Source organism: Streptomyces sp. NPDC092369, from assembly GCF_044755245.1.
Taxonomy (GTDB): domain Bacteria; phylum Actinomycetota; class Actinomycetes; order Streptomycetales; family Streptomycetaceae; genus Streptomyces.
Window position 1 is genome coordinate 21,285 of sequence record NZ_JBIVQP010000010.1, and the last position, 25,014, is coordinate 46,298.

The 25,014-nt window shown below is 66.7% G+C and carries 23 protein-coding genes and 3 pseudogenes; 17 read left to right on the forward strand and 9 right to left on the reverse strand.

Going from position 1 to position 25,014, the window contains the following annotated elements; all coding sequences use genetic code 11:
• Positions 1–33: 33 nt before the first annotated feature.
• From ACIQI8_RS42090 to ACIQI8_RS42100, 3 genes are all read left to right on the forward strand, one after another.
• Entirely contained in the window at positions 34–2,172 is a 2,139-nt protein-coding gene (locus ACIQI8_RS42090) for a P-loop NTPase fold protein (RefSeq protein ID WP_402363503.1), read from the forward strand.
• Between the two features lie 371 nt (positions 2,173–2,543).
• Positions 2,544–4,616: a DUF2637 domain-containing protein gene (locus tag ACIQI8_RS42095; RefSeq protein ID WP_402363506.1), complete on the forward strand. Its 2,073-nt coding sequence runs from the start codon at positions 2,544–2,546 to the stop codon at positions 4,614–4,616.
• Positions 4,617–5,881: 1,265 nt separating this feature from the next.
• Entirely contained in the window at positions 5,882–6,091 is a 210-nt protein-coding gene (locus ACIQI8_RS42100) for a hypothetical protein (protein ID WP_402363509.1), read from the forward strand.
• A 236-nt stretch (positions 6,092–6,327) separates the two neighbouring features.
• On the opposite strand, the gene ACIQI8_RS42105 is transcribed toward ACIQI8_RS42100, so the two are convergent.
• Genes ACIQI8_RS42105 through ACIQI8_RS42115 form a run of 3 tightly spaced genes read right to left on the reverse strand, consistent with a single transcriptional unit; the run spans position 6,328 to position 7,031 of the window.
• On the reverse strand, positions 6,328–6,546 hold the full coding sequence (locus tag ACIQI8_RS42105) for a transposase (RefSeq protein WP_402363511.1): 219 nt from the start codon (positions 6,544–6,546) through the stop codon (positions 6,328–6,330).
• A gap of 8 nt (positions 6,547–6,554) precedes the next feature.
• On the reverse strand, positions 6,555–6,686 hold the full coding sequence (locus ACIQI8_RS42110; RefSeq protein ID WP_402363514.1) for a hypothetical protein: 132 nt from the start codon (positions 6,684–6,686) through the stop codon (positions 6,555–6,557).
• A gap of 60 nt (positions 6,687–6,746) precedes the next feature.
• Positions 6,747–7,031: a hypothetical protein gene (locus tag ACIQI8_RS42115; protein WP_402363517.1), complete on the reverse strand. Its 285-nt coding sequence runs from the start codon at positions 7,029–7,031 to the stop codon at positions 6,747–6,749.
• Positions 7,032–7,554: 523 nt separating this feature from the next.
• Here ACIQI8_RS42115 and ACIQI8_RS42120 point away from each other — a divergent pair.
• Positions 7,555–8,067, forward strand: a complete 513-nt coding sequence (locus ACIQI8_RS42120) for a hypothetical protein (protein ID WP_402363520.1) — start codon at positions 7,555–7,557, stop codon at positions 8,065–8,067.
• Positions 8,068–8,186: 119 nt separating this feature from the next.
• Positions 8,187–8,995, forward strand: a protein-coding gene (locus ACIQI8_RS42125) for an IS5 family transposase (protein WP_402363522.1) whose coding sequence is annotated in 2 segments (ribosomal slippage) — positions 8,187–8,676 and positions 8,676–8,995 — 810 coding nt in all. Because the reading frame shifts where the segments join, the coding sequence is not laid out codon by codon here.
• A gap of 242 nt (positions 8,996–9,237) precedes the next feature.
• Here ACIQI8_RS42125 and ACIQI8_RS42130 read toward each other — a convergent pair.
• The gene (locus tag ACIQI8_RS42130) at positions 9,238–9,699 is read right to left on the reverse strand and encodes a DUF6924 domain-containing protein (protein WP_402363525.1); all 462 of its coding nucleotides are present in this window, start codon (positions 9,697–9,699) and stop codon (positions 9,238–9,240) included.
• Positions 9,700–9,740: 41 nt separating this feature from the next.
• Positions 9,741–10,166: pseudogene (locus tag ACIQI8_RS42135) on the reverse strand (lipid II flippase MurJ); the annotation flags it as partial.
• A 676-nt stretch (positions 10,167–10,842) separates the two neighbouring features.
• Between ACIQI8_RS42135 and ACIQI8_RS42140 the strand changes: the two are divergent.
• Positions 10,843–12,855: a hypothetical protein gene (locus ACIQI8_RS42140; RefSeq protein WP_402363528.1), complete on the forward strand. Its 2,013-nt coding sequence runs from the start codon at positions 10,843–10,845 to the stop codon at positions 12,853–12,855.
• Between the two features lie 185 nt (positions 12,856–13,040).
• Complete coding sequence (locus ACIQI8_RS42145) at positions 13,041–13,325, forward strand: hypothetical protein (protein WP_402363531.1); 285 nt, start codon at positions 13,041–13,043, stop codon at positions 13,323–13,325.
• Positions 13,326–13,648: 323 nt separating this feature from the next.
• Here the strand turns inward: ACIQI8_RS42145 and ACIQI8_RS42150 are convergent, their stop codons facing one another.
• Both ACIQI8_RS42150 and ACIQI8_RS42155 read right to left on the reverse strand, forming a co-directional pair.
• Positions 13,649–13,942 carry a DUF2283 domain-containing protein gene (locus ACIQI8_RS42150; protein WP_402364063.1) on the reverse strand — a complete coding sequence of 98 codons (294 nt, stop codon included), beginning with the start codon at positions 13,940–13,942 and terminating at the stop codon, positions 13,649–13,651.
• A gap of 24 nt (positions 13,943–13,966) precedes the next feature.
• A pseudogene (locus tag ACIQI8_RS42155) lies at positions 13,967–14,725 on the reverse strand (transposase family protein); the annotation flags it as partial.
• Positions 14,726–15,018: 293 nt separating this feature from the next.
• On the opposite strand from ACIQI8_RS42155, the gene ACIQI8_RS42160 reads away from it, so the two are divergent.
• Both ACIQI8_RS42160 and ACIQI8_RS42165 read left to right on the forward strand, forming a co-directional pair.
• On the forward strand, positions 15,019–15,720 hold the full coding sequence (locus tag ACIQI8_RS42160) for a 2-phosphosulfolactate phosphatase (protein WP_402364066.1): 702 nt from the start codon (positions 15,019–15,021) through the stop codon (positions 15,718–15,720).
• Complete coding sequence (locus tag ACIQI8_RS42165) at positions 15,681–15,998, forward strand: hypothetical protein (RefSeq protein WP_402363534.1); 318 nt, start codon at positions 15,681–15,683, stop codon at positions 15,996–15,998. Before ACIQI8_RS42160 ends, ACIQI8_RS42165 begins: the two co-directional genes overlap by 40 nt.
• A gap of 596 nt (positions 15,999–16,594) precedes the next feature.
• On the opposite strand, the gene ACIQI8_RS42170 is transcribed toward ACIQI8_RS42165, so the two are convergent.
• Positions 16,595–17,005 (reverse strand): hypothetical protein, encoded by a 411-nt coding sequence (locus tag ACIQI8_RS42170; protein WP_402363537.1) that lies wholly within the window; start codon positions 17,003–17,005, stop codon positions 16,595–16,597.
• 650 nt (positions 17,006–17,655) lie between these two features.
• Between ACIQI8_RS42170 and ACIQI8_RS42175 the strand changes: the two genes are divergently transcribed.
• From ACIQI8_RS42175 to ACIQI8_RS42210, 8 genes and pseudogenes are all read left to right on the forward strand, one after another.
• Positions 17,656–19,413 carry an ankyrin repeat domain-containing protein gene (locus tag ACIQI8_RS42175; protein ID WP_402363540.1) on the forward strand — a complete coding sequence of 586 codons (1,758 nt, stop codon included), beginning with the start codon at positions 17,656–17,658 and terminating at the stop codon, positions 19,411–19,413.
• Positions 19,414–19,909: 496 nt separating this feature from the next.
• Positions 19,910–20,119 carry a hypothetical protein gene (locus ACIQI8_RS42180; RefSeq protein WP_402363543.1) on the forward strand — a complete coding sequence of 70 codons (210 nt, stop codon included), beginning with the start codon at positions 19,910–19,912 and terminating at the stop codon, positions 20,117–20,119.
• A 245-nt stretch (positions 20,120–20,364) separates the two neighbouring features.
• Positions 20,365–21,609 (forward strand): hypothetical protein, encoded by a 1,245-nt coding sequence (locus ACIQI8_RS42185; RefSeq protein ID WP_402363546.1) that lies wholly within the window; start codon positions 20,365–20,367, stop codon positions 21,607–21,609.
• 287 nt (positions 21,610–21,896) lie between these two features.
• Positions 21,897–22,463, forward strand: coding sequence for a Ku protein (locus ACIQI8_RS42190; protein WP_402363549.1), 567 nt, complete (start codon positions 21,897–21,899; stop codon positions 22,461–22,463).
• Between the two features lie 129 nt (positions 22,464–22,592).
• Positions 22,593–23,048 carry a hypothetical protein gene (locus tag ACIQI8_RS42195; protein WP_402363552.1) on the forward strand — a complete coding sequence of 152 codons (456 nt, stop codon included), beginning with the start codon at positions 22,593–22,595 and terminating at the stop codon, positions 23,046–23,048.
• Positions 23,049–23,194: 146 nt separating this feature from the next.
• A pseudogene (locus ACIQI8_RS42200) lies at positions 23,195–23,475 on the forward strand (IS5/IS1182 family transposase); the annotation flags it as partial.
• Positions 23,476–23,663: 188 nt separating this feature from the next.
• On the forward strand, positions 23,664–23,807 hold the full coding sequence (locus ACIQI8_RS42205) for a hypothetical protein (RefSeq protein WP_402363555.1): 144 nt from the start codon (positions 23,664–23,666) through the stop codon (positions 23,805–23,807).
• Positions 23,808–24,123: 316 nt separating this feature from the next.
• Positions 24,124–24,384: an ANTAR domain-containing protein gene (locus tag ACIQI8_RS42210; protein ID WP_402363558.1), complete on the forward strand. Its 261-nt coding sequence runs from the start codon at positions 24,124–24,126 to the stop codon at positions 24,382–24,384.
• On the opposite strand, the gene ACIQI8_RS42215 is transcribed toward ACIQI8_RS42210, so the two are convergent.
• Positions 24,344–24,796, reverse strand: coding sequence for an ATP-binding protein (locus ACIQI8_RS42215; RefSeq protein ID WP_402363561.1), 453 nt, complete (start codon positions 24,794–24,796; stop codon positions 24,344–24,346). The genes ACIQI8_RS42210 and ACIQI8_RS42215 overlap by 41 nt on opposite strands.
• Positions 24,797–25,014: the final 218 nt, after the last annotated feature.

The window sequence follows — 25,014 nt, forward strand, 5'->3', positions numbered from 1 at the left end:
CGGGGCAGCTGCGCTGTCGGGCAGGATGGGCCGATGCCTGGTGAGCGCTTCTTCAACGATGACCCCGTCGACGGGAGCGCCGACGCTCCTGACCTGCTGGGGCGCCGGCAGTACGCCCGACATGCCGTCGAACTTCTCCACCAGGTGCGCGAGCAGAGCGAGTCCGGGGTCCTCGCGCTCATCGGGCCCTGGGGGTCCGGCAAGTCATCCGTTCTGCAGATGGCGATCCAGCACCTCAAAAACGCGGTCGCCGGTGCCGACACCAGCGTGTGGTCGGTCGCCGAGCTGAACCCGTGGATGTACTCGGACCTCGAATCACTGACGCTGGCGCTGTTCAGCGAGATCCGCGCCGCTCTCCCCGACGATGGCCAGTGGTCCGAACTGCGCAGGAAGGTCGGAGCGTTCGGCCAGGCGGTCAGTCCGCTGGGAAAGCTCACGGGACTGCTCGGTCTGGACTCCTCGGAGCTGATCAAGCTCGTCGCCGAACGCGTGGCCGGGGACACCAGCGCCTCGGCCGCCAAACGCACCGCCGAGACGGCCCTGCGGCAGGCGGGCCTGCCGGTGCTGGTGGTCATGGACGACCTGGACCGGCTCGCCCCCGAGGAACTGCTGGTCGTCTTCAAGCTCATCCGCCTGGTCGGCCACCTGCCGAACGTGTACTACCTGATCAGCTTCGACGAGCAGACCCTGCTGGACGTCTTGCAGCGGACCGACCTCGTCGGCTCGAACGACCAGCGCGCCCAGGAATTCCTGGAGAAACTCATCCAGGTCCGGCTCGATCTACCGGCCTTCCGTGACCGCGACATCGCCGCCATGACCACGCGTCTCCTCAACGCACTGCTGGACTCCCACGGGGTGTCCATGACCCCGGACCAGGAACGGCGCTTCTCCGAGGCGTATTTCCGCCACCTCCAGGACCGGCTGAGGACCCCGCGGGCCATCAAGCGCTACTTCGGACAGGCCGGCGCAACGCTCGGCTCACTGGCCGGGGAGGTCGACATCGTCGACTTCCTGATCGTCACCTTCCTGCGGACCAGCGAGCCAGGCGTCTACCGGATGCTGGGACGCCACCGCGCCGAACTGACCGGCACCAGCATCGACCCGGCACTGCGCCGCGACTCCAGGCCCGATGAGCACGCCGAGCGATGGAAGGAACGCCTGGTCCAGGCTGGTGTTGCCCCGGACAACATCGACGGGATGCTCGGACTGCTTGGCCTGCTGTTCCCCGCAGTCCAACAGGCCGTCGGCAACGGCGGCGACCCTCGAGCCGCGGCGCGCCGACGCGGGATCGGCAGCCAGGACTACTTCGACCGGTACGTCGTCTTCACCGTCCCCGCCGACGACCTCCCAGAAGCCGTCTTCCAGCAGGCCCTCGCCCAAATGGCATCAGGGACTGAAGGCGATGAAGCCGCACAGTTGCTGCTCCGGCTCAGAGACGACACCCACCGCATCGTCCGGCGCATCGACCAACTGCGCGCCGACGGCATCCCCGTCCCCTCGGCCGCACTGCTCCAGGCCATGGCCGACAACTACGGCCAGCTGACCGCCGACCCGGAAGCCATGGGCCTGCTGGGCGCTGACAGGAGAGTGCGCGCCTTGGCCCCGAGCCTCCTCCTCGACCTGCCTCCCGACCAGCGTCCCGCCGTTGTGGCGGCCATGGCAGCCACACCCGATGGAGCAGTCCTCGCCACCCGAACCCTCCACAGCGCCACCAACCCCGACGACACCGCCTCCGAACACGTGACGACCACCGAACCGTGGGCCGCCCAGGCCCGCGACGCCCTCACCGGCCGCCTGGCCGAACACCTCACACCAGCCGCCGGACGGCCCACCTCTGACCTCACCGACCAGGACGACACCCTGATCTGGATGTGGCGCCACACCGACCCCGCCGGCATCCGCACCTGGCTACGCGACCGCCTCGACCACGGATGGGAACTCCTGCCACTCCTGGCCGCACTCATCACACCCCAGCAGTTCCCCTTCCCCCTCATCGACAACGACACCTGGGCCGGCCTCGACGCCATGTTCACCCACGACGACCTCTACACCCGCCTCACCAACTCCCCCGACACCCCGCCCCCCACCGACCCGCACCAGGCCAACATCCTTCAAGCACTCCGCGACCGCCGACCCGACCCACACCAAACCACCCCCGACACCCCCTCCTAAACCCACCCCCCCCACCCCCAGCCCGCACAAAGGAACAGCCACCCCCACAACAGCCAACCCACCCCACCCAAGTCAGAAAACAGCAGCCGCTTGGTCACTCCATGACAGCGAACCCACCCCCACACGAGCCCCCGGACCAGGCACTCAGCACCCCCACCCTGCTGACACCCACCCAATGCCACCAACGCGCCCACTCACACCGAACAACTCATCACCACACTGCTCCACGCGTCCCGTCCAGGATCGGTGCAGGGCTGATGTCCGCCTCCACCCGGCACAGCACCACCCCGTCCACCCAGCGGGGAGCGGCACCAGAAGCCGAACCCGTGCCGGCCGCAACAACGGCACCAGCTCGCCGGGCGTCCGAGGCGATGCCAGCCTCGGATTTCAAGGGCTGGCAGAGGCTACTGATCGGTGCGGTCACGTGCGGCGCCGTGGTCATCGCCGGCATCGGCTTCGCCGGTTCGTACGCGGCGGTCCGCGAGTTGGCACTCAAGAAGGGCTTCGGGAACTTCGCGTACGTGTTCCCGATCGGCATCGACGCGGGCATCTGCGTCCTGCTCGCCCTCGACCTCCTGCTGACCTGGATCCGCATACCGTTCCCGCTGCTGCGCCAGACGGCGTGGCTGCTGACGGTCGCCACGATCGCCTTCAACGGCGCCGCGGCCTGGCCCGACCCGCTGGGCGTGGGCATGCACGCGGTGATCCCCGTGCTGTTCGTCGTCTCGGTCGAGGCGGCCCGGCACGCGATCGGCCGCATCGCCGACATCACCGCCGACAAACACATGGAAGGCGTCCGCCTCACCCGCTGGCTGCTCTCCCCCATCCCCACCTTCCTCCTGTGGCGCCGCATGAAGCTGTGGGAACTGCGCTCCTACGAGCAGGTCATCAAGCTGGAGCAGGACCGCCTCGTCTACCAGGCCCGCCTCAACTCCCGCTTCGGCCGCGCCTGGCGCCGCAAGGCACCGGTCGAGTCCCTGATGCCCCTGCGCCTGGCCCGCTACGGCGTCCCGCTCGCCGAGACCGCCCCCGCCGGCCTGGCCGCCGCGGGCATCGAGCCCGTACTCCTGCCCCCGGCCCCGCAGTTGGAGGCCGCACCGGAACCGACGGCCCCGACGGTCATGCAGAACACCCAGCCACCGGTACGCGAGGAACTCCCCGCACCCGAGCAGCCGCAGCAGCAGGCCTACGCCGACCAGGTCGCCCCCGAGGAGCAGAACCCCTGGCTCCACTCCCGCGACCCCCAGTCCATCGCCTACCAGGGCGGCTACGACCCGAACTTCGACCCGGACACCGCGGACGCCCAGTGGTACGAGGAGCAGCAGCAGGCCGAACAGTTCGACGCCCAGCAGCAGTTCCAGTCCCAGCAGCAGTACGACGAGCAGCGCCGCTTCGAGGAGCAGCAGCGCTTCCAGGAACGCCGGCGCTTCGAGCAACAGATCATCAAGGACCCGTCGGCCCCGGAGCCCTCTCCGGAAGACACCGGCACATTCCCGATCCCGGCCGACCCCGGCCGCACCCGTGAGATGGGCGCGGGAGGCGGCACTGAGCCGAGTGAGGACGACTACCCCAGCGACATGGAAGCCAGGCCCACCACCCCCTTCGCCCAGGAACAGGCGCAGCCTTCACCGGACAGCCTGCAGCAGCAATACCAGCCTCGCACCGCGCCCTCTGCTTCTCCACCAGCAACCGGGCTGGCAACCGACGAGTGGTACGACTACTTCCACAGCGCCTGGCACGCCCACCAGCATGAGCACGGCGTGTTCCCCGACGCCAACACCCTCGCCGCCTACGTGTCCAAACGCGACGGCATCACCAGCGGCTACGGGCGCCCCCTCACCGGCAGCGACCTGAACACTTATGTGTCCGCCTTCTTACATCATGAAGAAGCCGGCCTGGGCAGCCCTCACGCGCTGGAACCCGACCATGAACAACAGCAGAAGCACGCCGCCAAGCCCAACTCCTCAACGGCCGGCGCACACAAACCCACTGGTGACGCCGAGACCTCGGCCAGGCAACAAATTCCCGTGCCGCTGACCGAGAAAGAGATCACCAAGGTTGCGCGGCATACGCAACAGCAGGGGGAACTCACTGTTCCTGACCGCTACTACCTCGCCTGGATGGACTACCAGACCGAGCACGGCCACGAACCCAACGCCGAGCGGCTCTCCCTCTACCTCGCTGCACAAGGGCTCCTCGGACGAGGCGACAAGCCCGTCAGCCCGGCCAATCTGCGCCGTCACCTCCTGCGCTGGCGCGTCTACAACATCTGGGCCCCACTGCGCGAACACACCGACAGTCCACACAGCGACGAGATCGCAGCGAAGTGCGCGGCCCGCGGCATCACCGGGCAGTACAAGCGTCCAGTCACCGCCACCTTTATCGCCGCCGAAACCGCCGACTTCGAACGACGCTGGCTCTTGCTGAAAAGCGCGCAAAAGTGATGTCGACCCCACCACGCCGTTCAAGCCGTCGCCCGCATGCTCAACCGGGTCACCACCGCCTTCCTCAGGCGTCAGGCCTCCCGGTTATGCCGCCAAGGATCCCGTCGTCCAGAGCCGGCAGCGATCTGTCGGACATCCTCCTGCCTGGAGTCGTGCAGGGCGTGCCTCGCTCGCCGGCAAGCCGTGCGCCGCGTGGGGCGTGCGGCGGCCGTCGGTCAGTCGCTCCCTAGAGCTTCGCCGTCTGGCGGAGTGCGGGCCCATTCGCGGGCGTGCATGGTCTCTGTTTTCGGGGAGCTCTCTCACAGCTGTATGGAGGCTGTGTCGGAGGCCGATCCGGCGTCGGAGATCGGATGGCGGCGCAGCTTTCGACTCGCCCTCGCCCACGTCTGCGGCCGGAAGCTAATTCCCGGCCGTGGATGGGGACTTGGTGACGCGCATGGGGGCCGAGCTGGGCTCGGCTCCCATGCATTTCTCGATCCGCATTTGGCACATTACGGTGAAGTTGAGCAGAAATACGGCGACTGCGCAGCAAGCGGCCGAGTCCGTCTCCGAAGCTGTTTAGGCTCAGCGGGGCCTAAGGTTTTTCTCTGACTGCCTAGGGCTGCGCTTGCTTCGCATACCTGAGGGTGAGAAAGAGCCCCGTCCACATAACGGCAGCGAAGACAACCAGTACCCACCCTGCGGCATTGCCCATGACCGCGAGTGCCACTCCGGCAATCGCAAGCACTACCGATGCAATTGATGACCAGACATAGAACATACGCGACTTACCCTGCTGTTCCGCAGATGGACCAAGCTGTCCCACGATGGAATCTCCCTGCATCGAGAAGCTGTGGCGGGCGGCGGCGCCGCCTGGCTGTGGGGCCGTGTCATGGTTTCCCGGGCGCACACCACCCATGCCGGTATCGGGCCAGCCGCGCAGATTCGCTATGAACACACCGAGCCCGGGACGCCGACGTGGCGAGACCTCGCGGCTGCCGTCTCGACCGACTTCATCGACAGGTCTGCACGAGGTGGTCGTGCTCGTCGTACGGTTCTGCTCCTGCCGACCTTGGGAGCGCACGCTGACGTACCGAGTCGACCTGCCTGTCGGCGTGGAGGACGCCAATCGGGCTGTGCGAACGGTCTCAACGGCAGGCGGTCATGCAGGCGACCCGGCGGCCGGGCACTCTCTCGCTCCTCAACAGGAAGATCCTCGCCAAAGCCGAAGAAACCATACACAAAGCCCCATGAACGCCAGTCCAGTTCCTACAGTTACTGACCTCGTGGGGGTTGAGGGTCAGGCCGGTTTCGGTGAGGCAGCCGTCGATGAGTTCCGGGTGGTGTTGGATGCACTGTGCGTCTCGACCGTGCAGGAGCTCGCGCTGACGCGCTTCGTACAGCGGTTACCGGCGAGCACGGCGCTCGGCCGCGAGGAGGTCGTGGACTCGATCGGACCCACGGTCCAGCGGTATCTCACCGCACCCGCGCCCTGAAGAACGCGTCGAGGCAATCCACCACGTCCTCGGTCACGGCTGATGCCCTCAAAGGGAGGTCCGAAAGGATCAGCTCTGTTTCTGCGGCTTGCGGGACTTGCCGCATGCTGGTCGTACAGGGCCGCAGCAACGACGCATCTCTGGAGACTCCAGCGTCGAGCGCGTCGAGGTCGATGGCCTGCGGGTCACGCAGTGGCCGCGACCTGACGACCGGCTCGCCCCCCGTCATCGTCAGCTCAGCTCGGAGCGCCGGCTGACTCGCCGTGTGGACTGCGCGGGCCGGCCACTGTGGCCTCGGTGGCCGCAAGGTCCAGGTCGAGGCGGCTGTTCATATCAAGTTCGAACCGGCCGTACGGGTTCACGTGGGTCCAGAACAGCGGCGACAGCTCCCGCCGGTCTGCCTCGGTGAGCGTGTCCGCCCACTTCGGGTCGGCCAGAACCTGCTGGACCAGCAAGGTATTACCTATGCGAGGCTGCTCTGCAAAGGGTGCAGGGCGAGCATGGAGACCTCCTGGCTCTCCTTGTCCGCGCCCGTCAAGTCGCCGTCCTTGCCGTGGAACAGGTCGGAGTTCGCCGAGTTCCAGTGCTCCACCACCTGCAGGCCCTCGCCGATCTCTCACGGCGCTGGTGTCGTCGCGTGAGTGGCAAGCAGGGGTCACCCGGTGGGCTTGACGGTGTGGCCGACGACAGTGATGCCGAGCCCGATGATGAGCGGCGTCCATGAGAGGAAGGCAAAGCTGGAGACCATGAACAGCATGCCGGTTCCCCAGAGTCTGGGGTTTCGTACTGTTTTGCCGAGCAGTCGTCCAGGCACCCGGTTGCAGATCAGGGCATAGATACCGAGCCCACCAACGGTCATTCCCAGAACTGCCATGGTGAGGAGCGAAAGCGTCCAGAGTTCGCCGTAGGCCATCGTTTCCCCCAAGTTCGGCTGCTGCAAAGTTACTCGTCGGGTCACGCGAAGGCGGCAGGGGGGTGCTGTTGCGGGCCCTGTGAGGGCGTGTTTCCCTCCAGTGGGCTGGAGAGTTGATCGGACATGTCCGCACGACCCGTGATCAGTGATCAGTGATGCAATGTGGGACCGGATCGAGCCGCTGGTGCCGGCCGCCGCGCACGCGGAATACCGCACACTCAAACAACGCCTCTTCACCAGTCCGTCAGCTGCAACTGGCGCCGTCCCGATCACCGCGATGCGCCACTCGGCTGCCCCGGCCTCTGCCGCAGGACTTCCGGACCCCGACCCATGCGCGGGGTCCGCGACCTGGGCGGCGTGACACACAGCACCAGCACGGCAAGGACCGGTCCCCCAGCGGACTCGCAGGGTTACGGGCGAGCTCGTAACACGATCTTTCGGTGGGACTGGACGCTTCAGTTGGCACTACTTTGGGCGCTGGCCCCGCACGCGATGCTGGCCAGAAGACGCGGACACGGTTCTGTAGCGGCCAGTTGAGGGGACAGTGCAGGTGAGTGCACGCGAGGAACGGCTGCGCTGGGAGTTTCTGCCCGAAGTCGGTTTGGGGCCTCTGCGGTTCGGGATGGGCCCGGCCGAGGTCGCCGACGCGCTCCAGGTCTCTGGGCCGCACGAGCAGGTGGGCGCACCATATGGGCAGGAAGACTTCGCCGATGGGGTGAAGGTGTTCTACGACGCGGGCCGGCTGGCGTGCGTTGCACTAGATGCAGTCACGGGTCCGCAGGTCTTGCTTGAGGGTTTTGCACTGGCGGGGCGCGATCCCGCGCAGGTGCAGCAGTTCCTCCTTGACTACGCCGCCGAGCACGGGAGCAGCCTGTTATACACCCCCGACGGCTCCCTCTCACTGACCGATCTGGGGCTTCTTCTGCGTTCACAGAAGGTCGGGGACGTGTGGCTTTCGCGCCCGGTCCTCGTGATGGAGCAGTGGTTGGAATCGGAGTACTACCGCGACCGCCTACCGCTGGAAGGCACCACGACCACGGCTGAATCGCCCCGGTCGTCATAAGCGCGCGAGGTGCTGCCGTGAATGGGCTGGGCACTTGAGTCAGCGAGCGGCGCCAACCGAGCTGCCCAGTTGCAGTCGGTTGGGTGTGACCAGTGTGACGATTCGGCCGTTCAGAGGGTGTGAGTACTCGGCCGTGGATCGTGGACGACGACTTGCGGGCGTTGATCGGGCCGCTACTGCCGCCCTGGCCGGAGAAGTCACCGGGCCCGCAACCGGTACCGGACCGGCTGTGTCTTCAAGGCATCCTGTACGTCCTCTACAACGACATAGCCTGGCAACTTCTGCCGCCGGAGCTGGGGTTCGGTTCCGGACAGACCTGCTGGCGGCGCCTCGATTGCGGGCAGCAGGCCGGTGTCTTCGATCAACTGCACCGCCTTCTGCTCGCCGAGCTGAACGCGGCCGGCAACCTCGACTGGTCCAGGGCGTGCGTGGACGGCTCCCGCATCCGTGCGAAAAAAAGGGGAGCCGACACCGGTCCGTCGCCGGTCGACCGGCGCAAGACGGGCAGCAAGCACCATTTGATCTGTGACGGACGCGGTACCCCGCTCAAGGTCATCACCACCGCTGCCAACGTCAACGACGTCACCCAGACCCTCGCCCTGATCGACGCATCCCTCCCGTGGCCGGACAGCCCGGGCGCCCACGCCACTGCCCCGCCTCGCTGCTCGGTGACAAGGGCTACGACTCCAACCCCAACCGCGAAGAGGTGCGCAAGCGGCGGATCCTGCCGGTGATTTCACGCAAGGGCGCCCCGAACATCAGAGGCCTGGGCAAGCTCCGTTACGTCGAGGAGCAGACCTTCGCCCTGCTCCACCAGTTCAAACGACTCGCCGTCCGATGGGAACGTCGGACCGAACTCCACGACGCCTTCGTCTCGCTGGCCTGCAGCCTCATCTGCTGGAGACGCCACAAGAAAGCCCGCTCATGATCGTGTTCTGAGCTCTCAGGGCACTGTTTCGCCAGCCGACGACAGCCGAGCTCGTAGTCGGCGCGGGAAGTCGTCGTCGACGGCACCGTGGCCAAGACTCACGCCGGCCGACTGACCCACGAACCCTGACCACCGCTTCTGCCAGGCCGGGATGAACGCGTGCATCAGCTCCGGCCGTTGGCGTCGCGTCTCAGCGAAGCTCGATCGGTCACATCGATGTTTGACCTCGCCGTGGTGAGTTCCTAGAACGACCGGAAGACTCCTGCAGGGTCGCTCTGAGCGGCATCGACGACGTCGGCGAAGTCCAGGTTGGCGATCGACAGGTTCGCGTGGATGTCGTGGATGCCGATGGGGGCGGCGCGTACTGATCCGCCGTAGATCTCGAACTCCTCATCGCTCTGGCACTCCTCTCTGGTCAGGACCGCCACCGCTAGCAGCGCGTGGTCGTTGTCCCGCATGGTGGTCCAGTCAGCGATAAAGACGACGCTCAAGTCCTCGTCCGCTGATACGGCAGCGATCACTTCATCGGCCGTGGCACCGGCCCAAGCTGGATCATCGATGATGTGGACGGCCGGCTCGTAGTCGCCGTTGCCCCAGGGCCTCGACAACTCCTGACACACGGCCAGCCAAGCCGCCGAGTCACCGAAGTCAGTCCTGATGACCAGCGCGGAGAACTCCTCGCGGTCGGTAACAGAGGGCAGCATGGGGGGCTCCGGTCTCCATTGGGCGCGGGTACGGCATACAAGATGCTGATGATCTGCGGCGCCGCCCAGACGGCCAGCAGCGTGCCGATCCCCAGCACGGACATCGTGAGGGTGACCAGACGCTGCTCGAAGGCACGTCCGCCATCTGGCTGTTCCATCCTGGCCCTCACCAGCTGCGGTACCAGTACGGAGTTCAGCGCGCCGCCGATGAGCAGGAAGTACAGGCTCGCCGGCACCACGTTGGCCTGGTTGTACGTCGTAGCGAGCAGGCCCGTCCCGAGTGCCCCGGCCTGTAGGACTGTTCTCAGCAGGCCCGTTGCCCGGGACACCACTGTCACTGCTGTCATCAGCATGGACGAGCGCATCAGCCCGCTCTCTGCCGAGCGAGACTTCGTAGCGGCGTGCCGCCCTCGCTTCTGTTTCCCCGGTAACCGCGTTCTCGCCGTGCCCGGCGTCCCCTCCACCATGCGCCCAATCTACGGCGTAGAGATCATCATCATGGCCACTACCCCGGGTTCTCAGGTCGGCCCGCAGTCCCCAGTCGATGCACTGCGTCGAATGGACCGAGCAGACCGCACTCACCGACATCCTCGGCCCGTGCTCCAACAGCCCCATCGAGGTCACCCTCGCCCGCTGAAACGGAACTCCTGCCCGTCGCTGCGGGGGTGAGAGATGGCCTCGGCGAGGGTCTCAGCGAGTTCTGGCTGCTTCCCAGGCGCATACCTGGCTTGCCATCATGGAGCGAGCCGAGTGGGGGTGAGAATGCGGCGGGCTGATGGATGGGGTTTGATCGCGGCATCAGCGGTGTTGGGCGGAGCGTCTGCCGGGGTGTCGACGCTTTGGCTGGCGGGCGCCTGGGCCTCGGGGATTGGGGCGGTCGGGGCGGTGTTGGCGGGAGTGTGGTCGGCGCTTGGCATCGCTCAGCGGGAGAGGAATCAACTAGAAGCGACTTCTGCGCCACGGCTGTTGCGGCTGGATGCCCGGAACCGTCTTCCCCGGGTGCACAGTTGCACCGACCCGTTGTCCATGGGGGTCCATCCGGCTGAACAGGAAGCGGGCAACATCTCGTGTCCGCGGGTCCCTGCCTTCGTTCCACGGGACACGGACGGCGCCTTGGCTCGTGCGCTGACTGATGATCGATTCGTGGTGCTGGTCGGGGAGTCCACAGCGGGCAAGAGCCGAGCGGCTTTCGAAGCCGCGCACACATCCCTGCCCAACTCGTTCCTTGTAGAGCCGGTCGGCCGCCACGCCGTCACTGCTGCCATCGACGCTGTGGCAACGGCCTCAGGACCGTGTCTTCTGTGGCTGGACGATTTGGAACGATTTCTTGGCACAGGCGGCCTTACCCGGCACGACCTGACGCGCCTGCTCAACGCGTCTCGGCATCGCCACCGCGTCCTGGCTACGATGCGTGCTGAGGAGTACGCGCGCTTCACCCGTCCTGACCACGTCGGCCCTGACCACCTCGGCGCGGAGACCCGCCGTGTCGGAGAAGAAGTGCTTCGCCTGGCCACCCGGATCGAGCTACCCCGTGCCTGGTCGTCGGCGGAACTTTCGCGCGCCGGGAACCACAACAGCGATCCGCGGATCGAAGCCGCCCTCGCGCATGCGGACCGCTTCGGCGTGGCCGAGTACCTCGCGGCCGGTCCGCGCCTGCTCTACGACTGGCACCACGCCTGGGCGCCCGGCACCCACCCGCGCGCTGCGGCCCTTGTCGCCGGAGCAGTGCTGGCCCGCCGTGCGGGTATCCACCGTCCGCTGCCCTTGACCGTCCTTGACCATCTCGCCCGCCCGTACCTGGCTGAGCGAGGCGGCCACCTACTGCGTCCCGAGTCCCTGGCCGAAGCCCTTGCCTGGGCAGTCATGCCACTGCATGCCACCAGCAGTCTCCTCCTTCCCGTGGGTGACACCGGCTCTGTGGCGTTCGACTACCTCATCGACGCTCTGCCCAAGCGCGTGCCCCCGCCGGAAGCTGTCGATACCCTCGTCGCCTTCGCCACCCAGGACGAGGCAATCGACCTCGCTGACGCAACATGGGGCTGGTATCTGTTAGACCAGGCCGAAGCCGCCTTCCGCCGTGCACTGGACCACCCCGAGCCTGATCGCCGCGACTACGCCCTGAGCATGCTGTCCTACGTGCTTGCGGACCGGCACGGGGGCGCGTCAGCTCTGCGTTTCGCTTCCGAGGAAGCACGAGAGCGTTCCTTGCGACTAGGTCCGGAACATCCAGACACCCTGAAGGCCACGATGCTGGTCGCCTGGCACACCCATCACAATGGCGACACGCGTGCTGCCAGCCTGCTGGCAGAGCGGATGCTGACGATAGCCAGACGGGTCTGTGGGGATTCCTCACTTCCCGTGCTGAAAATCCGCCGGGACCTCGCCTGTTTCCGGGAGGTCCTTGACCCCGCCTCTGCGGCGGAGGACTTCCGGCAACTCGCGGCCGACTACTGCGAATTCGCGGGGCCGACCTACCGCTGGACACTCAACTGCCGAGCTGCGCATGCTGCGGCTCTGGAAAAATCAGGGGACAGCGAGATGGCCCGCGAATTGACGCGTTGCCTTCTCAATGACCCCGATATCCTGGCGGAAAGTCAACTGCGTCAAAGCATCCAGGCGAGGCAAGCGGATCGCGCATCCCAAGCCGGTGATTTCACGACGGCCATTGCTCTTTGGCGAGAATTGCTCTCGGAGGCCGAGCAAACTCACGGCCTGTCCCGTGCACAGTGTCTCCACCTCCGCTCGGAATTGGCCAGCTGCACCGGCCGCGGAGGCGACCCACAGGCGGCGGTGCGCCTACTGCAAGAGGTTGTCGATGAGCGTACACGTATCAACACCGAGTGGGACTCCGATGCCATCAGATTCCACCGCCGCCTGGCGACCTGGACCGGAATGGCCGGCCGTCCTGCCGATGCCCTCTGTCAACTCCGAGAACTTGTCGGGATCAGCAGCCGCGTAAGGGGTGCGACAGATCCCATCACATTGAATTGCCGTAGCCGCGCAGCGCATTGGACTGCGGTCATGGGTGACATCCCCGACGCCATTGAGCAGTTTGAAGCGGTCCTGACCGTCTTCGAACTCTCCATGGGACCGGCGCACGAACTCACTACGGAGTGCCGCGAACGTCTGGATCACTGGCGAACTGTGGTGCATTGAGAGGGTGTTCCCGCATCGAGGCTCGTGACACGTTCGTTAATGGGATCCGTAGACCCCCCGAGTTCACGGAAACTGAAGGTATTCCAGCACGAACCCGAAGGCGTAACCCCTTGATCGCGGGGGATGAACCTGCGGGTTCGTACTAACTCCTTCACGGCCTCTGTAGTTCTTGATCACGGCTGGTCGTGACGGTGGTGCCGTTGCTGGTGGCAGGTGGTCGCAACGGCTTGGTGATGGCGTTGCCGGGCGGTCTGATGCAGGACGTGCTCGCGGTCGCGGACGAGTGGCGGCAGCACGAGGGCTTCCAGGAGCCGAACGAGTTCGGGGCAGCTCAGCGGGACAAGCGCGGGCTCGTCCTCGGCGGCGTCGTGGACGGCGGTGGCCGGGAGAGCGAGGACGGCGGCGGCGATCAGGGAGGAACAATGACCAGCGCATCCAGGAGTTCCAGCAGGTCACCTGGCCGTGGTTGAGTCCGGCGAAGATCTTGGCGAGGTGGAAAGTTTCCTCGATCCGCCACCTGCGACAGATCGCTTCCACCAGCCTGCCGAGCGAGACGTCGCCGGGTGCCCAGCAGCGGAAGTAGGACAGCTCACCGGTGTAGCGGTGCCGGCGCGCGACCAGCACACTCGTCCCGGGCTCCTTCTCGTTCCGGTTTTTCTCGGGAGGGTCGTGGGGGCGGACATCGAGCCAGGCCCAGTCGTACTCGCGGGTGCCCTTGGTGCCGTGTCCGGTCTGCCCGCGCATCCAATGAGCCCTTTCCAACCTGTTCGCCGCAATCGTGGTGCGCGGCTGGTCATGCACCTTCGGTGTCAAGTCGCTCCGCGGACTGGAGCAGGTACTCGGGCAGTTTCGAACTGGCCGCCAAAACCTCGATGCCGATGAGGCGGCCCCGCTCGTCGAAGTCGAGGTTGATCATGCCGTCGACGTCCACTGGATCGCAGGGATACATGCGTGCGGACGTCACCCGGGCCTGCGGTTCGGTGAGGTATACGTACGCTGCGTTGACGGTCTTGTCGTAGGTGACTCTGACGTCTGTCACGGTGAGCGGTCTTCCTTGCTGTCGTTGATGGGCGCTGTCCTTGTCCATGCCTCCGGCCGCAGCGATCTCAGCTGCCGTGCCGAGGTGCAAGGCCAGGACGGCCTTGACGATGTCGGTGATGCGGGTGGTGCTGCAACGGAGTTTGCGCAGGAGCCGCCAGCTCTTCAGGGTGGCGTTGGCCTGCTTTCCGACGGCTCGGATCCTGGCGTGGGAGGAGTTCACCGCCCGCTTCCCGGCTGGGAGCGTGCTCCAGCGGCCCCGGTAAGGCACCCGGATCGTCCCCGGAGCTCCCTGATATCCCTTGTCGGCCCACGTACGGATGCCGGCTTGGGTGGGCGCTTCGATGATGCCGTGGGTGCGTGCGGCCTTGATGTCGTGGACGGCACCTGGCAGGGCAGGTGAGGCCCAGAGCAGGGGTCCGAACGCGTCGGCGATGACCTGGACGTTCATACCGTGGCGCTTGTGCTTGCCGGAGTAGTAGGGGCGGTTGGCGGCAAGGCGGTCGATGTGCAGCAGGGGGCCGTCGAGGATCACGAATGCCTTGTTGGCGGCGACGGTCATGGCCTGCTGGAGGGTGGGAGCGAGGGCAGCCAGGACCTCAACCGCCTCGCCGATGTACCGGTAGACGGTGGCCAGCCCGATCCCGAAGCCGGCCGCGAGCTGGGCGTACGTGTGCCCGCAGCGCAGATGGGCCAGCGCGAGCAGAGCCTGTCGGTCCGCGGTCAGGCGGCGCCAGCGCGTGCCGCGCTCACGACGCCGGGCTCTCAGCCGGTCGGACAGGTGGCGCAGAGTCGAGTTGGACAGGTCGATCCCTGATGGGTAGACAAGCATGTGAAGCTCCGGGCGGGCAGGTTGATCTTGGTCGACAACCCATCTACCAGGAGCTTCACCCTTTCTTCAGCATCGCCCTCAGCCAACCGACGTGCTACGCAAACCGGTTGGAAAGGGCTCCTTGTGTCCGCAGAGGCCGTGTGCGGGTGACCCCATGTGGCGATTGAGCAGGCGGGTCATTGCGGACCACTTTCACGACGCAGACAGCCGGAGGTGTTGCATTCCGGGATCGTGGATATGACGCGTATCACTCTCTGAGTGCATCGTGTCGGGCATGCATGATCATGATCGGTATGGACTCCCGTTTCCTTGGCATCCCTGAGCTGGTCGAAGCCCCGTCCGTGGCGGTCGTAGTCGACGTCATGCGTGCTTTCACCGTGGCTGCCTGGGCCTTTGGCCAGGGGGCGGAAAAGATCGTTCTTGCTGAGTCGCTGGACGAAGCCCTGGCGCTGAAGGCACGGCATCAGGATTGGGTGGCGCTCAAAGACGGTCCACCCGCGCCGGGGTTCGACACCGTCAACTCGCCGGGCCTGCTGCGGTCTATTGACCTTGGCGGACGGACCGTTGTGCAGAAAACCACGGCAGGGACGGTCGGTGCATTCGCGGTCAAGGAGGCATCGCTGGTGCTGTGCGCCAGCTTCGTGGTGGCGGAGGCAACGGCTCGGCTCTTGCGAGCACGTAAGAGTGGCAGTGTCACGTTCGTGGTCACTGGTGAGGATGGGCAGGCCGATGAAGATCTGGCGTGCGCTCAATACATCGCTCGGAGGGCCACCGAGGCCGGGGCAGATGCTGCCGAGTTCGTCCGCCGCGCTGCTGAGTCGCGCGCCGCCGCCGAGTTGGCGGAGGGTGTGCGTCAAGGAGTCCATCCTGATGACGTCGCACTCTGTCTTGAGCTCGACCGGTTCCCTTTTGCCATGGTGGCGGCCTTGGAAGACTCGCTCATGGTCCTGCGTCCGTGCGCCGTACCTTCGCTGGCCGACGAGGCGTCGATCTGATTGCTGGTGAGGTCCAATTCTCGCCATGCGAGAGCCGGCATCCGGTCGGGGATGCGGCATCAGCTGCAGGTCCCGATGACGGTGGTTCGGGGTGGCGGCAGGCGGCTGACCCGAGCGGTGCCGGCGGCGGCTTCGCGGAGCCGGATGATTTCTTCGTGCTGGGCAGCGAGCCGGGCCAGAGCCTGGCCGCGGAAGTCGGTGAGTCCTTCGACCATCTGCTCCGACTGGGCCAACCGTTCTGGAGTTTGGTGGTCTCTGCCTTGAGCCGGGTGATCTGAGCCTCGCGAGGGTCGGGGATCAATCGCCGCCCACGCGTCCGTCCTGGGCCTGTCTCCGGGTGAATGTGTCCGCCGGACCGCCGCCGAGCGGGCTCTTAACTGGCAGGGCGAACGCGAAGTCTTCCACACCCTGGCACGGCGGCAGGGATGCACGGACGAGGAAATGGTGCTCCGCGGAAGCCTCACCAGCAACGACCTCTGACCAGCATCCCTCCACGCGGCTAACGGCACTGCAGGATCAAGCCGTTGGAGCTCCCAGCCACTGGATAACCCGGCACACCACCACCGAAGAGACAGCATGGCGGGCCCAACTGCCACCTGGTGTACCGCATGCCGTTTCCCTCCCCTTCGTGCCGGTGGGGTCGCCGCCGCGGAAGCCCTGTCTGCTGCGGCTTGCCGTCACCCGGCCGCAAAGCCGTGGGGGCCCGGTCGGTCCAGCCGAAGATCGTGCATGCAACCGGTGCCGTCACTTTGCTGCGCCAAGGCGCCCGGCTCACACTGTCGGGGCGTGCCCCACCCAGGCTTTGGGATGCGACGTGCAGTCCCTCGCGCCGCCGACCTCCCAGAACACCGACCCGTGTTCTGCCCTCCAGGACCTAAAGACCGCTGTCCGACGGAGCCAGGAGCTGTCGGTCAATCAGGATCGGCGGGCGCATCCACGTCCCATGCTCTTCCCAGCGACGCCCGACCTCTGCGCGGCGCACTTCGACCCAGTGCACAGGGTGCTCGGCAAAGTCCTCGATACAGCCGGCATCGGACGCTCCGGTCGGCATCTCGTCGAAGTCCGCGGCCGGAATCATCTCGAGCCGCCAGGTGATCTCGCGTAGGTCGATGCCACCGTAGTCCCGCACGAAGGAGTCGTTGTCACCGTGATCAAAGAGGAACTGTTCGACCACGTCGTCTGGCCACTGAAGCCGGATCAGCGCTGGGTCGACGCGGAAACGGTCGAAGCTGAGACCGCCGTCCTCGCGGCGAGCCATCAACGTAGTGAGGTTGGTTAGCTTCACGTCGCCATGTGTACAGCACATTCACCACGCCGTTCCCCCAAAACTGCAGGATGACGAACACGAGCGGTCACCAGATAGCCCACCCAGTACCCCAGAAGCCGCGATTACCTCCCCATATGGCCAACTACCGCCCGCCTCACGGCACTTCCACTCCAGGGACCCCCAGCCAGCTCCAGGACATCTGGGCTATCCGCTTTAACCGCCACTACCGGCGACTCCCCCACACCGAACAGCTAACGCCCACAATGAGCAGGGCCGCCAGATACTCCAGAACCCGCAGGTCGCAAGCACTCAGCGAGAGCAGCTCCAACACTGACCATCGGTCAACTTGGCTGCGACCCGCTCTCCCAACTGAGCAATCCACAGGTCAGTACTCCAAGATCTGCTCACCTGGGAAGGGCCGGGACACCAAGAGCACCTGCGCACACCACCGCGCCCCGAACTGGCAGCGCCGTCGACGACAGCCGTCCTGTGGCGGCAGCCCACAGGACGGCTGTCGGGAATCGGTCTCGCCGGAACGATCTGGACCATCGGCCCGACGAAGCGGCCGCGGCCCGAAGTTGTCGACGGCGCCTGGACCGCGCACCGGACCCCGCCCGCCCCCGCCGCCTCTCCGCAGCTTTGTCAGTGCCCTGTGCAACGCTCAGCGCATGGGATTCTTCGATGACCTCGTGCTTCCGGAAGAACCGGCCACTGATCAGGCCGTGTTGGCCCGGTTATGGCCGCCGCAGGAGGACGAGGGGAAGTACGCCCCGCCGGTGGACCGGTTCGTGCCCGAACGGCTGTCACGGACCGAAGTGGTCGGCACCGCTCTGGAGGTGCGCCTCGTGCTGACGGGATGGTCGGTGTGGCCGCGATCGGCCACGCTGCATCTCGCGGTCTTCCGCAACACCCGCCGGCAGAACGCGAGCGGGAACAGACAGTCCGGGCTGCGAGTAGGGCTGCTGCTCTCCGACGGGCGGAAGGTGACGACGCTGGACGGCACTGTGACACGGGGCATTCCCGTCACAGGACCGCAGGGACAAACGAGCCTGGCGGCGACAGAACAGGCAGTCGGACTGATTCCCTTGGACCCGGGCATGCAGCACACCCGAAGGTCCTTGTTCAAGACGGACGTCGATCTCTATCTGGCCGAACTCCCGCCCCCTGGTGACACAGAGTTGGTCGTCGAGTGGCCGGACGAGGACATGGTCGAAACACGCACCCAGGTCGATGTGTCCGCACTCCGTGCCGCGTCACACCGTGCCCTCGAAGTCTGGCCGGAGCTTCAGCCTCCCGACCAGGAAGCGCAGCAGCCCGGCACGTTCGCGGTCCTGACGGTGAGTGGTCCTCCGACGCTCCTGGCGCCGCCACTGACCAGGAGACAGCGCGAGAAGATACGTCGCGAAGAGGAGGCCCGGCAGCGTTATGTCCCGCGTGCCGACTGGCAGCAGATGGGTTACCGCGACTGGGGCGATGCGGTGCTGGTCCAAGCCCGTCTGGAGGCAGGCGCGTCGCCCGCAGCCGCGGTCGGATGGCGCGGCACCGCCCCGCTGCACCTGGTGGCGGAGCAGGGCGCGGTCGAGGCGGTGGCGGCGCTGCTGTCGCACGACGTGGACGTCGACGTGCGCGACGAGGACGGGCATACACCTCTGTGGTATGCCGTCCACGCCATGGACGAGGCCACCGTCCGCGCCCTGATCGACGCCGGGGCGGACGTATGGACCCCGCAAGCAGGGCCCTGGTCCCCCGGCCGACTGCTGTCGACCACCTCACTCGCACCGCTGGCCCAACACATTCCGGGAGCAAGGGAATTGTCTCCCGAGGAGATCGCTTCCCAGCGGGCGGCCGACGCGCTCATCGCCGCCTTCGGCAACGGGCCGTTGCGGACGGAGGGGCTCGGCATCTGCTTCGTCCGGGGTCTGGCCGAGGACGAGTTGATCCGTCGGCTCGGCGCCGATCCGGCCCGGTGCCCAAGAGTGGACGCCGAGAACGCGCCCTTCGACCCTTCCGACTACGAGGCTTCCCTGCGCTACGTCGGTGTCAGGAGTGTGGACGGCGTTCCCGGAGGCTGCGTGATCACGCAGGACGGTTACATGCCGAGTGACAACGCCGTCCTGGAAGCGATATCGGCGGGCACCGCCGCGTACGGGGTGTACTTCAACCCCAAGGGCGGCACATTCGGCACCTTGGCCCGGGACGGCGCAGTGGTCGCCTCCGACGAGATCGGCATCTCACCGCACGACTCGGACCCGGAGGCTTACTGGACCTTCCGGTTCTGGCAACGCAATCACCCCTTCCCCTACGGCGCGGACGTACTCGCCTACGCTTGCGCTGCGGCAGGTCTGAGCATCAGCCAGGCACATGACGCCGCCGACCGGCACACCGCACGTCGTTGGGTGGAACTGCCTGCGCGACTTCAACGCTGACCATCTGGCCGTGCCGGACGACGTTCGCGGGCCGGGTCCCGAACAACTATCGGGCGCCCAAGGTAGTGGGGCACTGCTCTGAAGGGAGGAAGGGCTGTTCCAGACCTGAGGCTGTCTCCTGAGTGGTACCTGGGTGGAGGTACGGGCTAGTCCGGCCAGCAACACCGGCGGATGCGCCTCGATGGCCGATGGGTCAGACCTCGATGTAGGCGATGACGATCACGGTGCGATGGGTGGTTACGTAGTACAGGACGCGTACCTGGTCGACGTCGTCGGTGTACTCGCGCAGCTGCGGGCCGGTGGTGGTGCCGGGGATCGGGTGGCAGGCTTCGGGGTCGACGGAGAGGACGACCAGGATGTGGCCCAGGCCGTGGATCTTGGTCGGAAGTGCCCGGCTCCTTCTCGTTGTCCCTCCCGACGTTGAAAGGTGAAGTCCGCGGCCGTCTTGAGGGAGTTGGTCATGGCAACGGTCTAGGGCATCGGCTTGGGGAGCTTCATGGCGATGGGCACGGAGGCGTTGGTGGAGGCCTTCGTCGTGGTCGACGTCCCTGCGTTGCCGGAGCGGATCGACCCGCGCGGCTACACATCAGGCGACGTCCACCGCTGGCTCCACCACCTCACCACCCACCTCGACCCCACCGACACCCTGCACACCACAACCCCCGCGAGCGCGGAGAGCACCGATCTCGTCCTGCACGAACTGTGACCGCTTGCCGGACGCACCCGCGTCCGCGCGACCGACGCCCTCCTAGCCGCCGCTGCCGGGTTCGCCGCGCTTCCTCTCATCTGGACCTCTCGCCAGCCCGACTTGGGCACATGTTGAGCCAGCCGTGGAGGTACGGAGCGGCTCTGTGAAGGTCGGTGGCCCCTGGCTGTGGCTGAAGGTTGGGTTAAGGCTAGTCACGCCGGATATGAAAAATGTGCGGTGCGATATTGCGATCGGGGGAGCGCATGGCACAACTCGACATCCTGCAGCCGCAGTTGACCGGCGCGATTTTCCGTGCGTGGGAACCTTTCGGGATCCGCAGTGCGATGCGTGTGCTTCGCCGACTGCCGCGTCCCGTGCGGCGCGCGGCGCGCCTGCTGGTCCGTCTGTGCTACACGCCCTGGACTCCCAAGACCAGGTTCCTGTTGATCAGCCTGTCTTCTTCGATGGCGCTGCTGGGTCTGGCGGATGCCGGAGGAGTGCTGGTGTCGCCAACTGCCGACGGCGCGCGGCCGGCCCTCAGCTACCTCTTCTCCGTGCACGCCGAGCCGGGCGCGGTCAGCCTGTCGCTGCTTCAGGATCCTGCCGGCCTGATCATCCTGGCCGTCATCTTCGTCACGCCGATGTTCTACTGCCAGCAGGTGCGGGCGATCTCCGACTTCGTACCGATGAATGAGCGCAACGGGGGTGCCTCTCAGCTTTCAGGACGCCGGATCAAGCAGCTCAATCGGCTGACTGCCAGAACCAACAGGGCGTTTGCGAAGCTCGGTCGCAGGGACGTTTCGGCAGCCATCATGGCTTCCGTGGCGGTCGGTACCGCCTTGCTGTACATGTTCGTCAACGACCATGGTCTCCTGGAGGGCTGGAATTCGACGACGCTCCCGGACGCGGTATGGCGGTCCGAGGTGTACGACGGCTGGTGGGCCAACCGGTACACCCACCCAGAGCTGGCGATGGCGCTGTGCATGGCGGGCGCGTACGCCTTCTACTTCCTGGCGAAGCAGTTGGCGATGGGCGTCGTCTTCACCATCTACCTGAAACGGTCCTCTGAACTCGGCTTCGGTGTGACACCGAACATGGCCTACGACAGTGACGGGTTCCAAGGGCTCCGCACCCTCAGGCAGTTCATGCTGTGGAGTTACGGTTCCGCCCTCGCTCATCTGGCTGGGCTGCTGGTCTTGTTCGTGATCTGGCTGTCCGCCGCACCGTGGACGCTCTTCGCAGTGGTGGTGGTGATGATGGTGGACGCCCTCGTGATCATCTACCCCTCCTCGATCGGCTACCACTCGGCCCTGGACGTCAAGAAGGAGTACGTCGCTTCGCTGTCCACGACTGACATGTCTGCGAACGACCGTGACGCAGCGATAGCCCAGGTGTGGTCCGTGTCAGTGCTGCCCATCGGGACGCGCAAGGCCATCACCGCGATCACCGGGTACCTGCTGGTGCCCGCAGTCATCGCGTTGCTCCCGCAGGTCGTCCAGAGACGGTGACGGCGAATTCACCGAGCGTGGTCGGCCTTCGGCTACGTCATCGCTTCGGGTGTAGAGGGTCATGGAGAACACGACGTCGAGGAGTTCGTCGCGAACGCCGCCACGTCCTCTGCAGCAGCCACCGGTCCTCACCCGTCGACATTCCGCTGCGCGCCCCGGCGAGCAGTAGGGCCAGCAAGGCACGCGATCGAGCTGGTCGCGTTCATTCGGCCGCTGCCGTCGACCCGGTCCGGATCGGTGCCGGCTACTACCTCAAAGCGCAGGGCACCGTCGCGGCGAAGCCGTACGTGCTGCTGCGCCAGGCTCTGGAGCGGTCGTCCAAGGTGGCCGTCGCGAAGTTCGCCTGGCGCGGCCGCGAGCGGCCTGGCCTGCTGCGCGTGCGCGGCGAGGCGATCGTGCTGCACAGCATGTTCTGGCCCGACGAGATCCGCGACCCCGCAGCCGTCGCCCCCGCCCCGGTTCCCCTGGACGACAGCGAGATCGACCAGGCCGTGACCCTGATCGAGACCATGACCCGCGACGACATCACCGGTCCCGAATTCACCGACGGCTACACCACGGCGCTGCGCGCCGTCATCGAGGCCAAGCAGGAAGGCCACCGCCTGCCCGACGCCCCCGAACCGGCCGAACAGCCCGGCCAGCTGGTCGACTTGATGGCCGCACTCCAGGAGTCCGTGACCAAGGCCCGTACCGCGCGCGGAGAAGGCACTGCGGACGTCCACGACCTGCCCGCCACGAGGAAGAAGGCTGCGGCCGGGAAGACCGCGAAGAAGACGCCGTCCAAGAAGGTCCCCGCGGATGCCCCGCAGCGCGTAGAGCCACATCGTGCCGCCCGGCTCCGGTCGTGGCAATGAACCTGTGACATCTCGTGGTGGCTCTCTTGCTCGCAGGCCCCGCCCCGTGGCAGGGCCTGGCCCTTCCACGGGGCGGGGCCTCACTCATGGCACGATGCCCCCTCAGGCCGCATCACCAGTGGGGGAACCATGCGCACCACCGCCGTGCTCGCAACCGCTACCGCGCTCCTCGCGCTCACCGCCTGCTCGTCCAGCAGCGACGACAGCGCTGACCCCGCGCCGAGCAACCCGACCGCCGCCGCCGAGGCGCCCAGCAGCACCCCGACGCCGGCCGCAGTCGCCGAGGTCGACCTGGAGCGCGTGGCGGAGACGTACACGGACCTCTACTTCGCAGGGGTCGGCGAGAGTGCGTATGCCTTCCTGTCGAAGCGCTGCCAGGCCAAGGCAGACCCGGCGGTGTACTCGGCCACGGTGGAACGGGCCGCGAAGGACTACGGGCCCGACCACCCGGCGACGGACGTGCGCGCCACTGTCTCGGGGGAGATGGGGCGGGTCTCGTACAAGGTGAAGGGCCTGCCGAAGTTCGACCAGCAGAGGCAGCCGTGGACGCTGGAGGGCGGCTCCTGGAAGTACGACGCCTGCTGACCGGAGAGTCCTGTGGGGCCTTCGTGAGATTCAGGATCCGTGCGGAGTTTTGGCAGCAGTCCGGCTTAGTGGGCGAGGTTGTGACGGTTCCGTGACTGATCGTTCCCGTGATGAGACGGGTTGAGAAGCGGTGTCACATCCTCTTTCCGCAGGGGCTGGGATTCGGCTCGGGCATGACCTGCTGGCGGCGCCTGGCCGCGTGGAACGAGGCGGGTGTGTGGGATCAGCTGCACCTGGTGCTGCTGAAGAAGCTGCGGGTGGCGAAGAAGCTGGACTGGTCGCGGGCGGTGATCGACTCCTCCCACGTGAGGGCCGCTCGGCGCGGCCCAAAAGCGGGCCCAGCCCGGTCGGCCGCGCGCGGCCGGGCAGCAAGCACCACGTCCTCACCGACGCCCAGGGCATCTCCTCGGTGGCGGGTGTCGTCGGCCGACCCCGGCGCTGACCCGATGCCCTGCCCGCCGACAGCTTGAGGAGGCAGGACGGCCAGAGGGGCACACGCCAGCAGGTGGCCGGGTTCCGGCAGCAGCAGGCTGATCATGTGGACTGGCCCCTGGACGTCGCGCTCGCGCATCCCGTGACGCAGCGGCCGACCGGCCCGCATGCCTGCGAGATTAAATGGCCGATACCACCGCCGCCGAACTACGCACGGTCCGGGTGGTCGGCATCGACACCGTCATCGCCTGCCACGACACCCTGGAGCAAACCCTCGTCGCCCCTTCGCCATTTCCGCTCTCAGAACCTGAACCCCTGCCGGAGTAGTCCTCTTCGGCACTCGCGGGTGTAGGCGCGCGCCCCCTGGCTACCCGGCGCTGACGGGGTTCGGCCAGCAGCCCCTGCACGGGTCGCGCACGGCCCTGGCCGGCGCGGCCCGTGTGTGGTGCACGGGCGAGTCCGGGTGGATGCTGAGGGCGTTACCGGGCAAAGGACAGACGTGAGCGCACATCACATCCCTGAAGGCCCGTCGGATGGACCGGTGCCCCCCTCAACAGCTTCGGGTCCAGTTCCCTCAGCAGCCGAAACGCCGTCCGATGAAGTACAGGAGCTGCGGGCAGAAAATGAGCAGCTGGCGCATGCTGTGGTCGATCAGGCCATCGGCGTGCTGAGCGTGCTGGGACCGCTCGCGCCGGCCGAGGGCTTCATCGCGCTGCGGGAGATCTCCCAGCACACCAACACCAGGCCCATCCACATCGCGGAACAGGTCCTCAAGCACGGCCAGGGCGCCGCTCTGCCCACCGTCCTGCAGACGGAACTCCAGGCGGCACTCGCCCGCCACACCACCCCGCCTGCCGGCGGCTCTACCGAGAGGAAGCCGTCACAGCGCCGTCGGAGCCGGTGAGGACGATCCGCACGGTGATGCGCTTGCCGACCCGCTCCCTGCGTGCCTCGAACTCATCGGCCACGGCCATCACGATCTCCAGACCGTGCTGGCCCACCCGCTCCGAGTCCGCCGCCCGCGCCTGCGGCAGCACCGGATCGCAGTCCCACACCGACACCACGACCGCCTCCCCATCCAGGAGAAGATGCATCAGGACCGGGCCGGGAGCGTACTTACAGGCATTGGTGACCAGCTCACTGACCACCAACTGCGTCAGATCGATACCGCGCCGACTCGCTTTCAGCCCGTACTCGATGCGCCCGCGCTCCAGGAAATCAGCCGCGAGATGACGGGCTCGCGCGATGTCCGCACCGCCGCCCTCCAGCGCCACCGTGCTCTGCCACACCGAGCCTGCCGGCCCGTGCTCGGGCAAGCCGCTCCCGCCTTGCGGGTCTGCCCCCGTCTCATCTGTCACCCCGTGCCTCCCCCGTTGCATCCGCTTTCGTATCCTCGCTACCGGCGCCTACCCCCGTGGATACAGCCAAGGCCCGACAGGGCCCTCCTCACGGAGCGCAGATCACCCCTACGCTGCACACCGGCAGGCGAGGACACATCAGACCGTCCCCCGCGCCAGTATCACCGAGGGACCAA